The organism is Fulvivirga sp. AWR4_260 (assembly GCF_056158185.1).
The window spans coordinates 131,902-154,064 of sequence record NZ_JBSWSU010000001.1; the positions used below are offsets into that span (position 1 = coordinate 131,902).

At 37.2% G+C, this 22,163-nt stretch carries 20 protein-coding genes and 1 tRNA gene; 8 read left to right on the forward strand and 13 right to left on the reverse strand.

All coding sequences use genetic code 11. The features are described 5' to 3' along the window. Window positions 1–43 precede the first annotated feature (43 nt). Window positions 44–1,726 (forward strand): energy-dependent translational throttle protein EttA, encoded by a 1,683-nt coding sequence (gene ettA, locus ACXACQ_RS00610; protein WP_474973976.1) that lies wholly within the window; start codon window positions 44–46, stop codon window positions 1,724–1,726. Between the two features lie 111 nt (window positions 1,727–1,837). Further along, a complete protein-coding gene (locus ACXACQ_RS00615; RefSeq protein WP_474973977.1) occupies window positions 1,838–2,341 on the forward strand; it encodes a SixA phosphatase family protein in 504 nt (167 codons plus the stop codon). Here ACXACQ_RS00615 and ACXACQ_RS00620 read toward each other — a convergent pair. The 3 genes from ACXACQ_RS00620 to ACXACQ_RS00630 form a co-directional block, all read right to left on the reverse strand. Continuing rightward, window positions 2,331–3,245 carry a glutaminase gene (locus ACXACQ_RS00620; RefSeq protein ID WP_474973978.1) on the reverse strand — a complete coding sequence of 305 codons (915 nt, stop codon included), beginning with the start codon at window positions 3,243–3,245 and terminating at the stop codon, window positions 2,331–2,333. The two genes, ACXACQ_RS00615 and ACXACQ_RS00620, sit on opposite strands and share 11 nt — an antisense overlap. A 166-nt stretch (window positions 3,246–3,411) precedes the next feature. Continuing rightward, window positions 3,412–5,328, reverse strand: a complete 1,917-nt coding sequence (locus tag ACXACQ_RS00625; protein ID WP_474973979.1) for a CocE/NonD family hydrolase — start codon at window positions 5,326–5,328, stop codon at window positions 3,412–3,414. A gap of 94 nt (window positions 5,329–5,422) precedes the next feature. Continuing rightward, the gene (locus ACXACQ_RS00630; RefSeq protein WP_474973980.1) at window positions 5,423–6,178 is read right to left on the reverse strand and encodes a biotin--[acetyl-CoA-carboxylase] ligase; all 756 of its coding nucleotides are present in this window, start codon (window positions 6,176–6,178) and stop codon (window positions 5,423–5,425) included. Window positions 6,179–6,218: 40 nt separating this feature from the next. Between ACXACQ_RS00630 and rsfS the strand changes: the two genes are divergently transcribed. The 5 genes from rsfS to ACXACQ_RS00655 all read left to right on the forward strand — a co-directional run bounded on the left by rsfS (window position 6,219) and on the right by ACXACQ_RS00655 (window position 10,999). Continuing rightward, on the forward strand, window positions 6,219–6,596 hold the full coding sequence (rsfS, locus tag ACXACQ_RS00635; RefSeq protein WP_474973981.1) for a ribosome silencing factor: 378 nt from the start codon (window positions 6,219–6,221) through the stop codon (window positions 6,594–6,596). 77 nt (window positions 6,597–6,673) lie between these two features. Beyond that, a complete protein-coding gene (gene ftsH / locus ACXACQ_RS00640) occupies window positions 6,674–8,710 on the forward strand; it encodes an ATP-dependent zinc metalloprotease FtsH (RefSeq protein WP_474973982.1) in 2,037 nt (678 codons plus the stop codon). A gap of 88 nt (window positions 8,711–8,798) precedes the next feature. Continuing rightward, window positions 8,799–9,575: a UDP-2,3-diacylglucosamine diphosphatase gene (locus ACXACQ_RS00645; RefSeq protein WP_474973983.1), complete on the forward strand. Its 777-nt coding sequence runs from the start codon at window positions 8,799–8,801 to the stop codon at window positions 9,573–9,575. Then, window positions 9,562–10,377, forward strand: coding sequence for a hypothetical protein (locus ACXACQ_RS00650; protein WP_474973984.1), 816 nt, complete (start codon window positions 9,562–9,564; stop codon window positions 10,375–10,377). The genes ACXACQ_RS00645 and ACXACQ_RS00650 overlap by 14 nt, the downstream gene beginning before the upstream one ends. Before the next feature lie 376 nt (window positions 10,378–10,753). Beyond that, on the forward strand, window positions 10,754–10,999 hold the full coding sequence (locus tag ACXACQ_RS00655) for an acyl carrier protein (protein ID WP_474973985.1): 246 nt from the start codon (window positions 10,754–10,756) through the stop codon (window positions 10,997–10,999). 89 nt (window positions 11,000–11,088) lie between these two features. On the opposite strand, the gene ACXACQ_RS00660 is transcribed toward ACXACQ_RS00655, so the two are convergent. Continuing rightward, a tRNA-Arg gene (locus ACXACQ_RS00660) sits at window positions 11,089–11,162 on the reverse strand. Between the two features lie 131 nt (window positions 11,163–11,293). On the opposite strand from ACXACQ_RS00660, the gene ACXACQ_RS00665 reads away from it, so the two are divergent. Then, window positions 11,294–12,055 (forward strand): porin family protein, encoded by a 762-nt coding sequence (locus tag ACXACQ_RS00665; RefSeq protein ID WP_474973986.1) that lies wholly within the window; start codon window positions 11,294–11,296, stop codon window positions 12,053–12,055. Window positions 12,056–12,092: 37 nt separating this feature from the next. On the opposite strand, the gene ACXACQ_RS00670 is transcribed toward ACXACQ_RS00665, so the two are convergent. From ACXACQ_RS00670 to ACXACQ_RS00710, 9 genes are all read right to left on the reverse strand, one after another. Continuing rightward, window positions 12,093–12,875, reverse strand: coding sequence for an enoyl-CoA hydratase-related protein (locus ACXACQ_RS00670; protein ID WP_474973987.1), 783 nt, complete (start codon window positions 12,873–12,875; stop codon window positions 12,093–12,095). A gap of 12 nt (window positions 12,876–12,887) precedes the next feature. Beyond that, complete coding sequence (locus tag ACXACQ_RS00675) at window positions 12,888–13,457, reverse strand: hypothetical protein (protein ID WP_474973988.1); 570 nt, start codon at window positions 13,455–13,457, stop codon at window positions 12,888–12,890. A gap of 51 nt (window positions 13,458–13,508) precedes the next feature. Next, a complete protein-coding gene (rpoN, locus tag ACXACQ_RS00680; protein ID WP_474973989.1) occupies window positions 13,509–14,945 on the reverse strand; it encodes an RNA polymerase factor sigma-54 in 1,437 nt (478 codons plus the stop codon). Between the two features lie 322 nt (window positions 14,946–15,267). Continuing rightward, window positions 15,268–15,477, reverse strand: a complete 210-nt coding sequence (locus ACXACQ_RS00685) for a heavy-metal-associated domain-containing protein (protein ID WP_474973990.1) — start codon at window positions 15,475–15,477, stop codon at window positions 15,268–15,270. 4 nt (window positions 15,478–15,481) lie between these two features. Continuing rightward, on the reverse strand, window positions 15,482–17,725 hold the full coding sequence (locus tag ACXACQ_RS00690) for a heavy metal translocating P-type ATPase (protein ID WP_474973991.1): 2,244 nt from the start codon (window positions 17,723–17,725) through the stop codon (window positions 15,482–15,484). 83 nt (window positions 17,726–17,808) lie between these two features. Continuing rightward, entirely contained in the window at window positions 17,809–18,381 is a 573-nt protein-coding gene (locus ACXACQ_RS00695; RefSeq protein ID WP_474973992.1) for a helix-turn-helix domain-containing protein, read from the reverse strand. Window positions 18,382–19,177: 796 nt separating this feature from the next. After that, window positions 19,178–20,599: an RtcB family protein gene (locus tag ACXACQ_RS00700; RefSeq protein WP_474973993.1), complete on the reverse strand. Its 1,422-nt coding sequence runs from the start codon at window positions 20,597–20,599 to the stop codon at window positions 19,178–19,180. Then, a complete protein-coding gene (locus ACXACQ_RS00705) occupies window positions 20,581–21,102 on the reverse strand; it encodes a hypothetical protein (protein WP_474973994.1) in 522 nt (173 codons plus the stop codon). Before ACXACQ_RS00705 ends, ACXACQ_RS00700 begins: the two co-directional genes overlap by 19 nt. Window positions 21,103–21,113: 11 nt before the next feature. Continuing rightward, the gene (locus ACXACQ_RS00710; RefSeq protein ID WP_474973995.1) at window positions 21,114–21,566 is read right to left on the reverse strand and encodes a hypothetical protein; all 453 of its coding nucleotides are present in this window, start codon (window positions 21,564–21,566) and stop codon (window positions 21,114–21,116) included. Window positions 21,567–22,163: the final 597 nt, after the last annotated feature.

Genomic DNA, 22,163 nt, shown 5'->3' on the forward strand with positions numbered 1-22,163 from the left:
AAAGCATACTTTTGCTGATCGAAAATGGTAAAAAAGTATACCTATGAGTGACGAAAAAATAATTTTCTCAATGGCTGGCGTAAACAAGATTTACCCGCCAAATAAACAAGTATTAAAAAACATCTACCTATCTTTTTTCTATGGTGCCAAAATTGGCGTATTAGGTCTTAACGGATCTGGTAAATCATCTCTTTTGAGAATCATAGCAGGTATTGACAAAGAATATCAAGGAGAGGTAGTGTTTGATGGAAGCTTTTCTATAGGCTTACTAGAGCAGGAGCCTCAATTAGACACTTCGAAAACTGTAAAGGAAGTAGTTGAAGAAGGCGTAAAAGCTACAGTAGATTTACTCAACGAATTTGAAGAAATTAACTTAAAATTTGCCGACCCGGCTGTCTTGGATGACCCTGACGCTATGAATAAGCTCATAGAGCGCCAAGGAGAGGTACAGGAAAAGCTAGATCAGCTCAACGCCTGGGAATTAGACAATAAGTTAGAACGCGCTATGGACGCGCTCAGAACACCTGCTGCTGATGCCAAGATAGAAAACCTATCAGGAGGGGAAAAAAGAAGAGTGGCATTATGCCGCCTATTATTACAAGAGCCTGATGTACTTCTATTAGATGAACCTACCAACCACCTTGATGCGGAATCAGTTCATTGGCTGGAGCAACATTTACAAAGATATGCAGGAACAGTAATAGCCGTAACACACGACCGTTACTTCTTAGATAATGTGGCGGGATGGATATTAGAACTAGACCGTGGTGAAGGTATTCCATGGAAGGGCAACTATTCTTCTTGGCTTGATCAAAAGCAGAAAAGACTAGCCCAAGAAGAGAAGAGCGAATCTAAGCGTCAAAAGACATTGGAGCGAGAGTTAGAATGGGCCAAAATGAACCCTAAAGGGCGACACGCTAAAGCCAAGGCAAGATTAAATGCTTATGACAAATTACTGAGCCAAGAATCTAGAGAAAAAGAAGAGAAGTTAGAATTATACATTCCACCAGGAGAAAGATTAGGAGATAAAGTAATAGAAGCTCATGGTGTAGCAAAGGCTTTTGGAGACAAGTTGCTTTATGAGAACCTGGAATTTAACTTACCAAAAGCAGGGATTGTAGGAATTATTGGTCCTAATGGGGCTGGAAAAACTACCCTATTTAAAATGATTACCGGTCAAGAAAAACCTGATGAGGGTACATTTGAAGTAGGACCTACTGTAGACATCGCTTATGTAGATCAAGAGCACACTAACCTAAGCCCCGATGCTACCGTTTGGAAAGCTATATCAGGAGGAAATGAACTCATTAATTTGGGAGGCAAGCAAGTTAACAGCCGTGCTTATGTGAGTAAATTCAACTTCAATGGCTCTGACCAACAAAAGAAAGTAAAAGAGCTATCTGGGGGTATGAGAAACCGTGTACACCTAGCCATAGCACTGAAGCAAGGCGCAAACTTGTTATTATTAGATGAGCCTACCAACGACCTTGATGTAAACACATTAAGAGCCTTAGAAGAAGCTTTAGAAAACTTTGGAGGATGTGCGGTAATCATCAGTCACGACAGGTGGTTCCTCGATAGAGTTTGTACTCACATCTTAGCATTTGAAGGCGACTCACAAGTAAAATGGTTTGATGGAAACTTCACAGAATATGAAGAGGATCGTAAGAAACGATTGGGAGATACAGGGCCTAAGCGAATTAAATACAAGCCTCTTGTAAAATAATATTGAAGGTCAGCATGTTTTATTGCTGACCTTTTTGTTTTAAAAGAGAAAGATTGTTTATTAACTAAACCAATCAAACGAATGTTATCTACCTTACTAACCCTCTATTAAATGAAGACCTTATTCGTAATTCGTCATGCTAAATCATCTTGGGATAATCCTGAACTTGATGATATTGAAAGACCCCTAAATAAAAGAGGAAAAAGGGATGCTCCTGACATGGGACAAAGGTTAAAAAAAAGAGGTATTTATCCTGATTTGATAATATCTAGCCCTGCCAACAGGGCATTATCCACAAGCAAACACATAGCTGAAGTATTGAACTATCCTCACCAATCTATTCAACAAGAGCAAAAGTTATATCACGCCTCAGCATCAAGTATTTTAAAATTCATACAGCAAACGGATAACTCTACCTGCTCTCTTATGATTTTTGGGCACAATCCTGGGTTTACTGATTTTGTGAATGCATTAGTAAAAACGGACATTTATAACATACCAACTTGCGGGGTTGTGAGCTGCACTTTTGACCTTAACAACTGGAGTGAAATAGAATTTGGTAAAGGCTCACTTTCTTTTTACGACTACCCTAAAAAACAGCTTATTAAAAAATAGAACTCCCCGTTTTCGTTGTAAATAGCTCCAAAGCTTTCATCCCGGCAAGCGAATTTCCCTTATCGTTTAGCCCTGGACTCCACACCACTATACTATAATGAGATGGCAATATGGCCGCTATGCCACCTCCAACACCACTTTTCCCCGGCAAACCAACCTGAAAAGCAAACTCCCCAGCTTCATCGTAGAAGCCACATGTCTGCATTATAGCGGTGATTCTTTTAAACTGACTCTCAGTAATATATTTTTTATGATCAACAACACCTTTGCCATGGTTAGCAAACACCCTAAAGGCCTTCGCTAATTCCGCGCAAGTCATGGTAATAGAACAGAAATCACAATATAAATCCAACACCTCATTAACATCATTTTTAATGTTACCGTACGACTTCATTAAATTGAGCATAGCTGCATTTTTGTATCCACAAGACTTCTCTGATTCCGCCACAGCCATATCATAGTCAATATTCTCTTGCCCTACTAACTCCCGTACAAAAGCAATAAACTCATCTCTTGGGTTTTCTAATTCAGAAATTAAAATATCCGTTACTACTAGTGCCCCAGAATTTATAAACGGATTTCTGGGTATACCATTTTCATATTCCAGCTGCACCAATGAGTTAAAAGGGTCGCCCGAAGGCTCCACATCTACCCTATGGTATACTTTTTTGCCAATTCGAGAAACTGCCAATGCCAACATAAAAACTTTAGAGATACTTTGAATTGAAAATTTCTCATGAGCATTCCCAACATAAAAATGTTCATCGTTCATAAAAAGAAGGTAAATCCCAAACTTATCTTGCTGCACCTTAGCCAACTCAGGTATATAATCAGCTACTTTACCTTCACTTCTTAGTGGCTTTATTTCCTCTATTATCTCTTCTAATATTTCCTGATAATTCATATTCAATACTATACGTTTTTTAAAAGGCACTCAACTCATCCCCTCAACACCATTGCATTATTTAAAGTTATGCTTTAGCTCCGATTCGCTTATAACTTCCTTCATAAACCTTATTTAACATAGGCTTGACACAAAAAAAGCTGCACTAGGCAGCTTTTTCATTAATTTATTTTTTATAAAGCTCTAATGGCACATCCATAAGTTCTTGAGAACCGACTTCAATAGTAGAACTTCCATAGACTGTTATCTCAGATTTCTGAAAATCTTCTTCATTTGCCTTATAAATGTTATCTACGTACTTCTGAGGGTTTCTATCAATATACGGGAACCATGTACTATGTATTTGAATCATAATACGATGCCCCCTTTTGAATGTATGTAAAATATCCTGCAAAGGAAATACAACGTCTTCAGCTTTGCCAGGAGTAAATGGCTCTGGTTTAGCAAAACTATTTCTAAATCGTCCTCTAAACACCTCATGACGTACCAATTGCTGATAACCGCCCATCTCCACATTATCAGGAGTAATTTTATTAGCCTGAGCTGAATCAGGGTAAACATCCACAAGCTTTACAATAAAGTCGGCATCTGTAGTAGATAAAGCCACCTTGAGCTTAGCCACTATTTCACCCGCAAAAGTTACATCCTCAGTTAAAATATCCGTTTTAAATGTTAATACATCTGGTCTTCTTGCAGCGTGGCGTTGATCATCCGTCATAAATCTTCTTGGCGTAAATGTTACCCCTTCAGTTTGTGACACATAAGGAACTGGGTGTTTCGGATCGCTAACATATTTAAATTCCGCATTCTTATCTCCAGCTTTATTCAGCAATATTTTACCTTCTGCAGTAAATGATAAAGTATAAGGACGAATTTCCGTAGGAGGCCAATGGTTAAATTTCTCCCACTTTTTCAAACCAGTATCAAACATATAAGCCTCTGGTAGATTAGCCTTGCCTTCACCCTTTAGGTTTTCTTTAAAAAATGGCAATTCAATATTTCTCTGATAAAAAGTAGAAATACTATCGCCAAAATATATATCATTCACCGCCTGATACCCTTTTTCTCTATACCAATCTCCATGACTCCAAGGCCCCATAACTATTGTATTTTTAGCCTTGGGATTATTCTTTTCTATTGTTTTGTAAATATTAAGAGGTCCATATAAATCCTCAGCATCATACCATCCACCTACTGTCATCACAGCATTATCAATTCCCTTCAAATGAGGCAAAAGGTTTCTTTTTTGCCAAAAACCATCATAATTAGGGTGCTCCACTACTTGCTCCCAAAAGAAATCATCCGTAAAGTACTTCTCTGTAACATTTTTTAATGGACCTAATTCCATCCCAAACTCGTAACCATCCTTAATATTGCCAGCAGTTTTAATAGCATCCCATTTATCACTATACCAGCTTTTATCTGTTGGCTCACTCTGGTGTCCAAAAACAGGAAAAGCCATTAGGTAACTTTGAAGAAATGCCCCCATGTGGTGAAAATCATCAAAAAAGAAGTCAGCAATAGGAGCTTGTGGAGACGAAGCCACTAAAGCAGGGTGCGCCTCTGGCAATGCTGCTGCAGTATAATGCCCAGGATAAGAAATACCCCACTGCCCAAATTTACCATTGTTATTCTTTACTTTTTTTAGCAACCATTCTATAGTATCAAAAGTATCAGAGCTTTCATCTATTTGATCTTTCTGCTTTTTAGTATTTCCATCAATTTGAGGTCTCATATTATCATAATCCCCTTCAGACATCCACCTACCACGCACATCTTGATACACAAAAATATACAGGTCTCGCATCATATATTTTGATGGACCTAAAGATGTTTTATATTTCTCCTCTCCATAAGGACCAGCACTGTACGGTGTTCGATGCAGCATAAATGGATACTTTTTACTTTTATCCTTTGGCTCATAAACCACCGTGAAAAGCTCTATTCCATCCCTCATAGGAATCCTATATTCATGCTTTTCGTAGTTTTCCCTTACAAATAATGAATCTGCATTTTGAGCAAATACAGAATTACTCCAAACTATTGGCGTCAATAGGATGAGTAGAAGTCCTAGTTTTCTCATTTATACTATTTTTTGTTTGGTTATTAGATTACTCGCCAATCAAACGAGCCAGCAATAAGATGCTTTAAATTAGGCAATTAAATATAAACCGCCATTACTGCACAAATTGCACTTCTTTGAAGCCAAAGTAACGCTCTCCTTTAGCCGTTTCAATTTCAAGTTGCCCAGTTTTATTAACGCCTACTATTTTACCTGTAAACACCTCTTCATCAGCTTTAAAAATATGATCTTCACCATACCAATAAAGCGTCTGCAAATAAGCATTTTTTAACCTTTCTCGCTCTCCATTCCTAAGCTGAATGTACCGAGCTTCAACACACCCCATTAGTTCCTCCAATGCCTCTTGCAAAGAGAACTCCTCTCCTACTATTTGACTCAAAGAAACAGCACGCGGTTGCTCAAATTTAGCTTGATTAATATTTAATCCAATTCCAACAATAGTATGATCTAAGGCACCATTCTTAACAGAATTTTGAATTAAAATCCCACAAATCTTTTTATCGTAGAAATAAATATCGTTGGGCCACTTTACCTGAAACCCAACTCTATACCTTCGCAAAAAATCGAAAATACCGAGCGACACAGCAATATTGAGATCAAATTGTTCATGTACAGCTATGAAGGTAGGCCTGAGAATCAAAGTGAATGTCAGGTTCTTTCCAGGTTCAGCTTCCCACGAGTTTCCTCGCTGACCTTTACCGGCTGTTTGATTGTCTGTAATTACCAGAGTTCCCTCTATAACTTTGTTATTTACAACCAATTTAGAGGCCTCATCATTAGTAGAGTGACAACTTGGCAGGAAATTGACGTTTTTCCCTATAAATAATGTTTTGGCAAGAATTTTATACAAGTATTTTTGTAGTTTTGTTTAGAGTAACCAAAGATAGTTAATGGATGTAAATAATAATTTAGCGCCTTCCGAAAAATTAAGTCAAGTAGTGGTGAGGGGTATGCAGGAGAAAAAAGCTTCAAACATTGTGGTAATGGATTTAAGGGATGTCAAAAATGCTATGGCAGATTTTTTCGTAATCTGTTCTGGTAACTCTGACACCCAACTAGATGCAATTGCAGATGCAGTAGACGAGCAAGTAAGCAAAGAACTTAATGAAAACCCATGGCATCAGGAAGGAAAAGCTAATAAAGAATGGATGTTATTGGATTATGTAGATGTAGTAGCTCATATATTCAAAAAAGATAAACGCGATTTCTTTGCTTTAGAGAGCCTTTGGGGCGATGCAAAAATCCAAGAAGTAGAAGATATGTTTTAAAGTTAACCTATTTTGAAACATATTACGTATAAACAACATTAGTGTGTATATATGCTTGTATAATTTTTTAATTTGATATGCCAGAAAGAAAAAGAAATATAATACCAAACAAGCCTCAGAAGCCAAATTACCAGGTTTGGGTCATTGTAGTACTTATTGCAGTGATTTTCGGCATCATGATTTTCAACCAGTCTAGCACACTGGCACCGATTACCATGAGCAAGTTTGAGGATATGATGATGAGCAACGATGTGGAACGCGTAGTCATTATCAGAAACCAAAACTATGTAGAAGTAACGCTGAAGGAAGAGGCCGTTAATAATGCTAAATACAAAACCGATCTAGAAAACAGTCCTTTCGGAGTAAATTCTGGCCCTCACTATAAACTTAATATAGGATCTGTAGATAGCTTTATAACTCAGTATAACGACCTTAACGAAAAACTCCCTAAAGATGAGCAGGTAGATTACGAAGTGGACGATAAGTCTGACGTAACTAACTACATCTTCCAGTGGGGATTTTTTGTATTCATATTATTCGGCTTCTGGTTCTTAATGAGAAGAATGACAGGAGGCGGTGGTCCTGGAGGCCAAATCTTCAACATTGGCAAATCAAGAGCAGCTTTATTCGATGCTGAAAATAAAGTTAAAATTACTTTCGGCAATGTAGCTGGACTTGATGAAGCAAAAGAAGAAGTAAAAGAAATAGTAGACTTCCTTAAAAACCCAGGAAAATTCACCAAGCTTGGTGGTAAAATTCCTAAAGGTGCACTCTTAGTAGGCCCTCCAGGAACTGGTAAAACCTTGCTTGCAAAGGCAGTAGCCGGAGAAGCTGGCGTACCATTCTTTACCTTATCAGGTTCTGATTTCGTAGAAATGTTTGTTGGTGTAGGTGCTGCAAGGGTTAGAGACTTATTTAAGCAAGCTAAAGAAAAAGCTCCTTGTATTGTATTTATCGATGAGATAGATGCTATTGGACGCTCAAGAGGTAGAGGCCAAATGCCCGGATCTAACGATGAGAGAGAAAATACATTAAACTCATTACTAGTTGAAATGGATGGTTTCTCAACAGACTCAGGGGTTATCATCTTAGCCGCAACCAACAGACCAGATGTATTAGATTCAGCTTTAATGCGTCCAGGTCGATTCGATAGACAAATCAGCATTGACAAGCCAGATATCGTAGGCCGTGAGGCAATCTTTAAAGTACACTTGAAGCCATTAAAGCTTGGCCAAGATGTGGATGCGAAGAAATTAGCAGCCCAAACTCCTGGTTTTGCAGGTGCGGAAATAGCTAACGTATGTAACGAAGCGGCTCTTATTGCAGCTAGAAGAGATAAGAACTCTGTAGACATGCAAGATTTCCACGATGCTATAGACCGTGTAATCGGAGGTCTTGAAAAGAAAAACAAAATCATCTCTCCTGAAGAGAAGAAAATAGTTGCTTACCACGAAGCTGGTCACGCAGTGGCAGGCTGGTTCTTAGAGCATGCTGATCCTTTGGTAAAAGTAAGTATAGTTCCTAGAGGTGTGGCAGCATTGGGGTATGCACAGTACTTACCAAAAGAACAATTCCTATACCAAACAGAGCAATTGATTGATGAGATGTGTATGGCATTAGGAGGTAGAGCTGCCGAAGAATTAGTATTCGGAAAAATATCAACTGGAGCACTTAGTGACCTTGAAAGAGTGACTAAAATGGCTTATAGCATAGTTTCTGTATACGGCATGAACGATAAAATTGGTAACGTAAGCTTCTACGACTCTAAGCAGTCAGAATACAGCTTCACAAAGCCTTACTCTGATGCTACTGCTGAGACTATTGACCAAGAAGCCAGAAAGGTGATAGAAACAGCATTCCAGAGAACCAAAGACCTATTATCTCATAGAAGTAACGAACTTGAGATGGTAGCGCAGGAGTTATTAGAAAAAGAGATTATTTTCCAATCAGATTTAGAAAGACTAATTGGAAAAAGACCGTTTGATACACAAACTTCATACGAAGCATTCACCAACGGTAAAAGAACAGAAGGAGAAAGCGAAAAAAAATCTGATCCGGGAATTAAAGCATCTGCTCCGGAAGACAGCACTGCTCCTTTAAAAGATTCTGAATAAAATATTCATAAAGCACCAAAGCAGATCATAAGAAATCAGACACATAAATGTGTCTGATTTTTTTATTTTTGGCCTTTATTTGATTTTCATGATACAAGAAATAAAAGACCTTAACGGAAAAAAAATATATTTTGCCTCTGACTTTCATCTTGGTGTACCTAGCCATGAAGAAAGCTTAAAACGTGAGAAGAAAATAATTAGATGGCTGAACAAGATTCAACATGACGCTCACAGTATTTATCTACTAGGAGATATATTTGATTTTTGGTTTGAGTACCGGCATGCAATCCCTAAAGGCTTTATAAGAATATTAGGAAAGTTAGCCGAGCTCAAAGACAATGGAATCAACATCATTTTCTTCACAGGCAACCATGACATGTGGATGTTTGATTACTTCCCTACTGAACTTGGCATTCCCATTTACCGAGAGCCAATAACTTTAAAAACAGAAAATCACCTTTTACAAATCGGCCATGGTGACGGTTTAGGCCCAGGTGATCATGTATACAAAGTATTAAAGAAGTTCTTCGCCAGCAAAGTCTGTCAATGGCTATTTGCCCGAATACATCCCAACCTAGGCATAGGAATAGCAAATGCGTGGTCAAAAAAAAGCAGAGTAAGCAGTGGTGGGCACGGAAACGAAACGTTTGAAAACAAAGAAAAGGAATACATTTGGCAGCACTGCAAAGCAACTGAAGCTCAGCAACACCACGATTGGTACATTTTTGGACACAGACACCTACCTTTAGAACTTGATGTAACTACTGAAAGTAAGTATATTAACCTAGGCGAATGGGTAACACAGTTTACTTATGGTGTTTATGATGGAAATTCATTTAAACTTATAAAATTTGAAGAGCAATAATCTTTTGATATTGATATCAATAGTACTATTCACCATATCAGGTGTCACCAATGGTATTGCTCAAAGCTATTCTTTATTAAATACGGTATCTATCCCCAAGCACACTACTGTTTCTACAGATCCTCTAAACAGGATATACCTAAGCACAGCAAAAGGAGATGTAATCAGATACCTTCCAGAGGGCGAGAAAGACATTAGCTTCTCCCCTGCCAAGCAAGGACACATTAACCTTTTAGAGGCTCAGAACCCCCTTAAAACCTTTGTTTTTTACGACAACCTACAGCAGTACACTTTTCTTGATAGGTTTCTATCTTCGGCTACTATATATGACCTAAGCTCAACTAACAGCTTTGCTTCTTTTGCTACCATCAGCTATGATAATAACATTTGGATCATTGACCAATCAAACTTTGCCCTGAAGAAATATGATATCAATTATCAGCAATTCATAATACAGACATCTTTTGATTTAATACTAGATCCAAAAAATTATGAAATCAGCTTCATTAAGGAATATAACAATCTAGTATTCATCAGCGACAAAAATAGCGGCATATTAATTTTTGATAATCTGGGTAATTACCTAAGATCCATAAAAGTCACCGAGGTAGAATATTTCAACTTCCATAAGAATCAGCTCTATTTTATAGCTAAAAGTAACAAGGATATATTACATACAGTTGACATATACAGCCTGAAAGCAGAGACCATTACGCTACCCGAGGCTGCTGAATATGCAATAGTGAATGATAAATACCTGACTATCATTCAAAATAACCGCATGAACATCTATCTAAAATAGGAAGGTATATACAAAAAAGAAGTGCTCCGGGTCAGAAGCACTTCCAAGGTCAAAAACTCAAAATAAATAGGATAAACTCTTAATTCATCCAATAACAACTTCGCTAATATAACAAAAAATGCGAGAAAATAATTTACCGATCATAGCTTTTTCATTCCTCGCAGAATATTATACTAAACCACTTCGAATAAGCCCAATTTTTTAACTTTATAGTCCTGTTCGTAATCAGAAACCACAATATGAACAATCGGCAGCTTTTATTACATGCCCTTAAACGGTGTTTTTCTGTATTTTACAAACATACCGATCCCTCCATTGCTTTTTCCCAAACATATTATTAACTAGTTTTACAACTGATCATTAGAGCTCATTAAAGATGGACACTCAAGAAACTATAACTAAAATACTTGTTGATAAATTAGGTATAGCTGCTACGGAGGTGACAGCAGATGCCAACTTCGTTAAAGACTTAGGCATAGACTCACTAGATTACGCAGAATTGGTGATGGAATTTGAACAGACTTTCAGCATCAGAATTCCTGACGAAGATGCCGAGCAGCTACAAACCATCAATCAGGCAGTAGCGTACATTAATGAAAAGCTTGCTAAAAAAGCAAAATAGATGATAACCCTCCACCGTGAGGGTTATTTTTTACCCATTTCTAAAATTCTAGGCATAAAAAAAGTCTTATGGATAACCATAAGACTTAGTGACCTCGCCAGGATTCAAACCTGGAACCTCTTGAGCCGTAATCAAGTGCTCTATTCAGTTGAGCTACGAGGCCTTTTTGCTTAACGCGTTGCAAAGATAAGTAAATATTATTATTCTCAAAATAAGAGTTATTGATTTATAGCTTTTAAAAAAAACTTATCTTTGGCATCTATACTAAAAACGTGGAAAACAGGTTAATTGATTATGAAGAAAGTATTTATTTATATAACCACATTACTTATTTCTGCATCGGCTTTTGCAAACACTGGGGGCGATGATGAAAAAAAAGATCAGCAAGCAGAGCCCAACGGTAGACTTCAACCAATGAAAATAAGAAACCGCGCTGCTAGACCAGATGTACCCGGAAGCCTAATCATAGATTTTGGATTTAGCGTTTTACAAGACGCTCCTGACGGAATGGACATGACACTTGTAGGCTCTCGCACACTTAATTTTTATTACTTATATGACATGCCCATAGGCAAATCAAATTTCGTATTCAGACCGGGTATTGGATTAGGAATGGATAGATACAAATTTGATGACAACAATACGCTTACCATGGATAGCGATGGTGATGTAAGCATTACTGAGATCGATAGCGACTTAGATCTTAAAAAATCGCATCTAATTACTAATTATATAGATATACCCGTAGAATTTATGTTCTACGCGAACCCAGATGATAAAAAAAGAAGTTTCAATGTAAGTGTTGGAGGTAAAGCAGGGATCAGATTTAGCTCGTTAACTAAATTAAAATATACTGAAGACGGCAACAACGTTAAAACTAAAGACAAAAAAGATTACGGATTGAATAGGTTCAGATATGGTGTAACCGGAAGAATTGGAATAGGTGGATTTAACTTTTACTATTACCAATCACTCTCTACGCTATTTGATGAAGGACCTGATAATACTGATGACACATCTAACATTACCGTTGGCGTATCATTTACAGGATTTTAATAAAAAAGGAGCTCAGAGCTCCTTTTTTATTGTATAATTATTTCCCCTTAAAGATTGGCTTTCTTTTTTCTATAAAAGCTTTTACCCCCTCTTTAAAGTCGTATGACTCTCCAGCTATATCTTGAGCTTGCGCTTCTTTATTCAACATTTCCTCCAAACTGCCAGATCCAGCATCATTGAGCAATCCTTTAATCAAACCTATTGCCATAGTAGGAGCTGAAGCATAATAAGTTGTAAACTTAGCTACAGCAGCATCCAACTCATCATCTGCCACTACATGATTGACTAACCCCAATGCTCCTGCTTCCTTTGCATCAATTTTTCGACCAGTAGTTGCCAATTCAAAGGCTTTAGCACTACCTACAAGTTTAGGCAGAAAATAAGAGGCTCCAGAATCCAAGACCAAACCTATATTAACGAACACCTCCGCTAATGCAGCACTTTCTGCTGCAATTATCATATCACAAGCCAATGCCAAAGAACTACCAGCACCTGCCGCTATACCATTTAGTCTACATATCACTGGCTTAGGCATAGATCTCATGATTTTAACTATAGGATTATATCGTTCAGTCAAAATTTTACCAAAATCTATTTTTTGAGAGATATCTACAGACTTTAAATCTTGACCTGAACAGAATGCTTTACCTTCACCCGTAAGCACTACTACCCGTACGCTTTCATCGTCTGCTACTATGTGCAAAGCATGAGACAACTCTTCCGCCAAATCTTCATTTAAGGCATTATATACTTCTGGTCTATTTAATACAATAGTAGCCACTCCTCCATCCGAAGCGAACCTTATCATTTTATAATCCATTGAGATTATGGTTTAGGTTAAGAAAAATATAATTGAAAAATTGATAATCAGTCCTAAAAGACTTCCTGTATGCACCTCAAAAGCATTATGAGTATTGAGGTATAACCGAGAATAACAGATCAAGCCATGCAGCATCACCACAATAATTATAGGCCAAAACAACTGACTATCTAGGTATTTAAAATGAAAAGCCAATAGAAAGCCCAGCAAACCCGAAGAGCCTGCGGCATGCGCGCTTATTTTATAAAACATGCTGATGAGCGTTACCAACAAAATGGTAATAGTAATACCCCCGAGCATCAACATGAAATTTATCCCCAACGATGGCTTACTAACAAAGAAATAAGTAGCTAAGCCATAATATGCGGTGATAAAAAAAAACGGGAAAATACGTTCTTTCCGATCCTCCAGCTTAAAGCTTTTTATACTTTTAGTAACTTTTAAAACGATAACACTAACTACCGGAATGGCATAAGTGAGTACAAAAATCATAATTAAAACTGCAATAATAGAATGACTATCTACCGGTAATATTACAGTAGGAGCAAAAAAGTATAAAATGGCCACTAATAATGTAGTCATTATTAGTGGATGAAATACCGTTGAAATTATGTTAGCAAATGATTTTTGCACTTATAGTTCTTTTCTTAACCGTGCCACAGGAATATTCATCTGTTCCCTATATTTTGCTACGGTTCTTCGTGCTATATTGTATCCTTTTCCTTTTAGTAATTTTTCGAGTTTATCATCACTTAAAGGTTTCTTTTTATCTTCTTCTTCAATAATCATCTTCAGCTCATTTTTCACCTCGCGGCTACTTACATCTTCACCACTATCAGTGGCAATTCCTTCAGAGAAAAAGTATTTAAGGGGAAATATACCAAAGTCTGTCTGCACCGCCTTGCTATTAGCCACACGCGATACTGTAGATATGTCCATATTGATAATATTGGCAATATCTTTTAAGATCATAGGCCTCAATTTACTCTCATCACCCTCAAGGAAATATTCATATTGAAAGTCAACAATGGCACGCATTGTATTCAATAGTGTATGCTGCCGCTGCTTGATTGCATCAATAAACCACTTAGCAGCATCAAGCTTTTGTTTCACAAAACTAACAGTGTCTTTTAGCTTTTTATCACTCTTATCACTTTTATCATATGCATGAAGCATTTCATTATAAGAACGGCTCACTCTTAATTCAGGCGCATTTCTAGAATTAAGTGTAAGCTCTAGCTCACCATTATTGTTATTGAGAATAAAATCAGGAATAAGATATTGAGTACGCACTAAACCACCCGAATTACCACCTGGCTTCGGGTTTAATTTACGAATTAGCTCTATGGCATCTTTGATATAGTCCTCATCCTCTATATCAAGCTTTTTCATGATTTTGCTGTAATGCTTCTTAGTAAACTCATCAAAGCATTCTTTCAAAATCAATTTAGCCACATATACATCTACATTTTGATCATCAGGCCTACGCTCTAATTGCAACAGCAAACACTCGCGCAAATCGCGAGCAGCAATCCCTGCAGGATCAAAAGTCTGGATCTTTTCCAAGATCTCTTCTACTTCCTCTGCATCTGTATATATATTCTGCGAAAAGGCCAAATCATTGATAATAGAATCTATATCTCTCCTTATATAGCCGTCTCCTTCAATACTTCCTATCAGTTGCTTGCCAATGGTAAACCGCCTATCATCAAGCCTTAAGTAACCTAGCTGATCTATCAGGTTTTCATTTAGTGTTGAATGCATAGCGATAGGCATTTCTTTTTCCTCATTATCGCCATCACCTTGCATTTTATATCCACTAAAATCATCATCACGAAGATAGTCTTCAACATCTAAATCCTCGTTAGACGTCTCTGCCTCATCAAATTCATCAGTAGTAGTATCTTCATACTCCTCTTCTTTTCCTTCTTCCAGTGCAGGATTATCTTCTAACTCCTCCTCCACTCTGGCTTCAAGTTCGGCCGTAGGAATCTGCAACAGCTTGATGAACTGAATCTGCTGTGGAGATAATTTCTGTTGTAAACTTTGGGTTAAGCCAAGCTTCTGCATCCTCTGATTTTACTTAAATCTTTCTATTACTAAATTTACATCAAAGTTATTATATTTCTATAACTCTTAAGACAAAAGCCATGCAGCCATAAATTTGATTATCTGCATGCTACTTTTGACAGTCTAACAACTCAATTGAATTAAAGTTGTTCATTATTTTAGTAAAATCTCAGCAATTTCCACAAAAATTATTCCACAATAAATTTCACATGTATTAAGAAGGCTCATTTTGAATGATAAATGAAGGTTTTTCTTAAAATCATTGTGCACAAAAAAACTCAGGACTAATACCCTGAGCTAGATAATTTTCACTTTAGTTTCACTAAAACACTTCGGCCTTAAAGCCAGATTTAGCCACAGTTTCTTTTACCGTTTGCGCATTGGCATCAACTCCTTCTACTGTCAGCACCTTATCAGCACTATCTAAATCAACTTTCCAGCCTGCGATACTCTTTTCATTATTTAAAAACGGAGTAACTTTTGCCAAACAATTACCACAATTGATATTCGTCTTGAATTTTAACTCGCTCATATATTTACAATTTTATGTTTCTCAATCTTAAACTATTTAAAACAACCGAAACAGAACTAAAAGCCATAGCCGCTCCGGCAATCATTGGATTTAACAAAAAACCATTAACAGGATAAAGAATACCTGCGGCAAGAGGAATGCCTATTATATTATATATAAATGCCCAAAATAGATTTTGCCTTATCCCTTGTACCGTTTTCTTTGAAAGCAAAAGAGCTTTAGGAACACTCTCTAAGTCAGAGGTTATTAATGTAATTTTAGCCACATCCATGGCAATATCAGAACCGTGTCCCATAGCTATACTGACATCGGCTTGCGCCAAAGCTTCAGAATCATTAATACCATCACCCACCATAGCAACCGTTACCCCTTTTTGCTGCAAGTCTATTATAAAACTAGCCTTACCAGAAGGCAACACTTCAGCCTTAAAGTCAGTGACTCCTACTTGGCGAGCCACAACCTCAGCGGTTCGGGCGCCATCTCCAGTAAGCATAAAAACTGATATCCCTTGATCTTTCAATGCTTTTACTGCCTGCTTTGAAGATGCCTTCAGCTGATCAGCAATAGCAAACACTGCGATAGCTTGTTTTTCTTTAGCAAAATACACAACCGATTTGGCATCTTGCTCCCACTGGTCAGCCTTCTGCCTAAGCTCTACTTCTATTGACACTTTTTTGCTCTTCAGAAAACGTTCACTTCCCACTAAATAATTAGCACCTTCAAAATCAGCAATTACCCCCATTCCTGTTACACTATCAAAACTTAAGAGTTCAACAGACGCTATATTTTCCTTTTCAAATTTATTAACAATAGCTGCAGCCAATGGATGCTCCGACTTCCTCTCAATAGATACAAGCACATTCAGTTCGTCCTTTCTTAACACCTCAGAAGCCCAGCCCTCCCCTACTAGCGTAGGCCTACCTTCAGTAATTGTCCCTGTCTTGTCTAACACCACGGCTTTAACATCGTGAGCAAGCTCTAAACTTTCCGCATCTTTAATTAAAATATTATTTTCAGCACCTTTGCCAATACCAACCATAATGGCAGTTGGCGTAGCTAACCCAAGCGCACAGGGACAGGCTATAACCAATACCGCCACAGATGTCAACAAAGCATACGTAAACATTTCACTACCCCCAACAAACATCCAAGTCACAAAAGTGAAAAGTGAAATCAACATAACTACCGGAACAAAAACGGCAGCAATACGATCAACTAATCTTTGAACAGGCGCTTTACTACCTTGAGCCTCCTTCACTTTACTAATGATTTGAGACAATAAAGTATCGCGCCCTTTTTGACTAACCTGAAAATGAAAACTCCCCTTTTGATTAACTGTACCAGCATATACCTTCTCTCCTCCTATCTTGGCTACAGGAATGGGCTCACCGGTAATCATACTTTCATCTACGTAGGAATTACCTGACAACACCAAACCATCCACTGGAATACGCCCACCAGGTTTTACTATTACCTCATCACCAATCTGCACTTCTTCAATAGACAAACTCTGCTCCTTGCCATCCTTTATCACAACTAATGTTTTGGGCTGCAACCCCATTAACTTCTTCAATGCTTGAGATGTGTTTGACTTGGCCTTTACCTCTAGGACTTTCCCTAATGAAATAAAAGTGATTATTACTGCAGCAGCTTCATAATACACATGCGCCTCTAAGCCGCGAGTTAACCAATAATCAGAAAAAAAAGTATTGAATAAGCTAAACAAAAAAGCGATACTGGTGCTTAATGCCACCAATGTATCCATATTAGCTTTGCCGTGACGCGCCTGTTTCCAAGCATTAATAAAAAAGGCTCTACCAAAATAAAACAACACTGGCAGAGTCATAATTAAAGATAAATAAGGTGCATATCGATAATGAGAAAAAAACATACTCAAGACAAATACCGGAAGTGTAAACACCGCTGACCAGATTAACCTTTCTTTCGCAGCTTCATATTCTTCATGCTGCACTTCAGTCTGAAGTTCTGTAGCATTTTCTTCATCTATTATTAAATCATAACCTACACCTCGTAGGGCTTCTTGCAAACTCTGAGAAGTAACCGCAGAATCATATTCAACCGAGACGGTATTGGCTGCAAAATTTACATTAGCATCATTAACACCTTCAGTATTCTCCAAAATAGACTCCACACTTGCCGCGCATCCAGCGCAACTCATACCTGTAACAGGAAATGATTTACGTAATAAATCTTTATTTGCGGATTTTTCAATTGTACCTACGCCCATAATTTCCAAATTTATGATACAAAAATGGACAGCGTAGCATTTATATACATTATAGCATTTTGATCAATGCTTATATAATTTTGTTATACTTCATCGAGCGCATGATGGCCAGGCTTTCTATTATTTTTAAATTGGGTAGGTGTCATACCTGTTTCTTTTTTGAACTGTGATGACAAATGAGCCGCACTACTATAATTCAATTGAAATGCTATCTCAGAAATTGTCAATTCATTGTAAAACAGTAATTCTTTCGCTTTTTCTATTTTTTGCTTAGCAACATACTTTTCTATAGTAACACCTTCAACAGATGAAAACAGACGGCTCAGATAAGAGTACTCATGATTTAACTGATCGGATAAATACACCGAAAAATTAACTTTTAAAGACTCTTCAGTATGATGTATTTGATTAATGACAAGCGTTTTGACCTGAGAGATAAGCGTAGACTTCTCTGAAGCCAACAACTCAAAACCAGACTTTTTCAGGCTTGAAGAAAACTCTTCCATAATTACACCTGACAACTCCTGATCTAGTTTAACCTCCCCCAATTCAATAGCTTTATAAGCTATATTTAGCTCTTCAAGAATAACCTGCACTGCAGAGATACACCTTGGACACACCATATTCTTAACATAAACACTTATTTCTTTACCCATACCTTATACTAACGGAGATAAAAGAGAAAGGCTACAGTTTAAAAAAGGTTTTAATGGTTTTCAAAATCAAATTAGACATAAAAAAAGGTCGCCCTTAACCAGAGAGCGACCTTAAATACTGTATTTTAAAACCAACAAAAAAATACAGCCTTTTTAATCAACCTAAACCTGAAAAGCATAATTCAATTGGTATGCCATATAAGTAAAAGGCCTAATTCGCTTAAAAAGCTGGATTTATCTATATAATAAATCTACACGCTGGAAAAACCTTTCTTCATCATGGAATGTCTCACAAGTTGATCTTTTCTGCCTCCAGAATATTTACTCCCCATGATTTTGCATTAGTATTTTTTACTTGCTCAACCGTAAAATCACTAATGCCTATTATATTCTTATAATCCAATTGCTTTCTCAACCAGAAGAAAAGCTATCCTTTCAAAAGCACATGTTTCATAACTGGCAGGCGATAATCTTCCAACTCCAAAACCTTATCAACAGGTTCATTATTTTTCACCTCACAAGACAGGAATACACTAATCAATAACGGCAGTAGAAAAGATTTTCAAAATAGATGGTAATTTTAAGTAAGTACAACAAAAAAAGCCATCCCCTATGAAAGAGATGGCTTTGTACTGCATTTTGAAACCAACAAAAAATACAGCTTTTTAATCAACCTAAAACCTGAAAAGCATATTTCAATAGGCATGCCAAACTTATTTCAAGTTTATTTAAATGATTTCAGCTGCATTTTCTATTTTAACTTCCATGCCATGGAAATTAAATTCCAAATGATAAATTAATCAACTTCAGCAAATCTATTATCACCACACATCCTGACCACTTTAGGTAAGAAGGTTCCTACCACATCCACCAAATCTACCTGAGCCGCCATCACCTGATGAATATCTTTGTAAACCATAGGGGCTTCATCCAGCCCCGAACCAATAACATGCACTCCCGCATGTTTTAAGTGGCTTTTCACCTCATCTCGAGTAAGCATAGCCTTAGCTTTTCTTCTACTCATCACTCTACCTGCACCATGAGATGCTGAGTTAATAGAAGCATGCTCTCCCCTACCTCTTACTATAAAACCTGGAGATGTCATAGAGCCAGGGATTATACCCATAACCCCTTTACCAGCCGGAGTAGCACCTTTTCTATGTACAATAATGTCATTTCCGTCAGCATCTTTCTCCTTCCAAGCAAAGTTGTGATGATTTTCGATCATAGCTAATGGTTGCTCCCCGAGAGAAACAGCCATTCTTTCATGAATCTGATGGTGACATGCAGAAGCATAATCACCTGCCAAATTCATGGCCAACCAGTATTCCTGACCATCTTCAGTATCCAAATCCAACCAAGCCAAATGTTTCGCCTCTGCCGGAAGCTTACACTTATCCATAGCTAGCTTTGTATAATGCCTGGCAATATTTGCCCCAAGCCCCCTTGAACCTGAATGAGACAAAACAGCCAGATATTTACCTTTAGGCAGATTATACTCATTAGCATCATCGAGGATTTCGGTCACGCCAAATTCAACGAAATGATTGCCTCCACCACTAGAGCCTAGCTGAGCATAAGCCCTATCCTTCAAGGATTTTAATATATTAATATCCGCAAACTCACTTCTATCTAATACATCATGCCCTTTAGGCCGCTTAAAAACCGCATTACCAAACCTACTATTTTCATTTAGCATCTTCTGAAAACCTCCGAGATCCTTATAATCAAATACTGCAGGTAAATCATATAATGTCATACACATTCTACAACCAATATCTACGCCTACACCATAAGGGATAACAGCATTCTTTGTAGCCAATACCCCACCGATAGGCAAACCATACCCTTGATGCGCATCAGCCATTAGAGCTCCCGAATGAGTAATTGGAAGCTTCATAGCTATTTCCATCTGGTTAACAGCACCTGCTTCAATGCCATCAGCTCCATATGTATTATAAGGTATTCGTTTTTTATTCAGCTCTAGTGTTTCATTATGCTCTGTTTTAATTATTAAACTCTTCGCCACTGATGCTAGGTGGTCATGCTTTAGATACAAAGCTGGATTCTTTACCACCCTAGCCAAAAGCTCAAGCTTAAACTTTTTACTTTTCCCTTTATAGGAATTTTCCATTGCTTTTATGGCCTCTCCGATAGCTCTCCCTTCAGGATATCCCAGCTGCCTAAGCTCTTTACCGGTCAATTTTGTTGTTGCCATTTCCAGTTATTTTTAAATCTCTTAAATCTTGTTCTTTTTATATGTTGCTTTAGCTCCTTCGTTACATTATTATCTACCGAATTCATCAAAGCTTGACGATAATAACCGATCGCCTTACGGTATTCCCCTTGGGTCTCTGCCAGCTTGCCCAAAACACCAAAAACATAGTCTTTGTCAATCTCATCGCACCTTCCAGCTTTATTCATCAACTCTGCTAATGCTTGATATTTACGTTTGGACCAATACAATTCTACCAGATCTTCATACGCCTCTACGTAATCAGGATTAAAATGAAGAGCTAACAAATAATGGCGTTCCGCAAGAGCTTCATTCATTTGATGATAATGATACATCCACCCCATAGTGTAATGTAATTTTGGATAGCCAGGCTCTTCAGTCAATCCACTCATAAGAAGTTTATGAGCCAAATGATAATCTCCTTCATATATAGCATCTTCCACAAACGGAATTAAATCTTCGATATATTGTTCATATATGTTCATGTTCTTAAAAATTAAGCGGCTAATGATATTGCTTTATGCTCAATATCTTCTACGATATATCTCAGCCTTTTTAACATTTCATTGTTACTTTTACTACTCCATGCTATTTTAAAGCCCGTAGCAAAAGTTTTATCTAAACTATTTTCAGCACCACAGCTATCACTATCATCACCACCTAGTAATAAAAATAAAATAGCGTAGCCCAACATATTTATCTCAGCGTTTACCTGAAGTACTCTCTCATTCTGATCGAGCAAATTCAACAAGCTCAATAAATCATTTAAATATTTATCTCTTAGCATGGTATTTAAATCACAAAATACTTTTAGCGCCATACCAATACTATATTGTTCAACCTTGCTAGTAACAGAAAACATGTATATGCCTTCTGGGATCACTTTGTGGTAATCACCATTCATGAATACAAGGCCAATATTACCCGCAGCAATTCTTACAGTTTTCATGATGATCATTTTGGTATAAGTTTAAGTTGTATTAATTCTGTATTTTCAATTATTTGGCTTTTTACCACCTGCTGTAACTGATTTGTAGTATGCAGATGTAGGCTCCTTAATCACCTTTCCACATTTACTATGGGCATAAAAAAACCCCAACCGTTATCAGGATGGGGTTCAATGAATATCTTTTAAAGAATATCACCTACTTCATATCCTGAAATTTATATTTCCATCATTCCAACTTTGAGAAACTACACCTTTGAAAAAAGACATACCTCTCCCATCAAGGAAAATAATCAAACCAAATATTATTCTGATTATACTCATAAGCTGAAATTTTAAAGCATAAAAAAACCCGGACTTTATAGGTCCGGGTTTCTAATTATATTATTAATAAATTAGAATTTACCGAACCTATACAACCACAAATCTATGCTCAACCCATATTCTAGGGCTTCCATGCGATCGATATGTTTTGTAAATAAATTCATTTGTTTCTCTGTTTATGAATACAAGTATCGTAAAAGATTTTATTAAAACAAAATATAATTTTGAATAGTGCCTTAAAAAAATATCAGCTACAATTTAAAAAAATGCTCATTA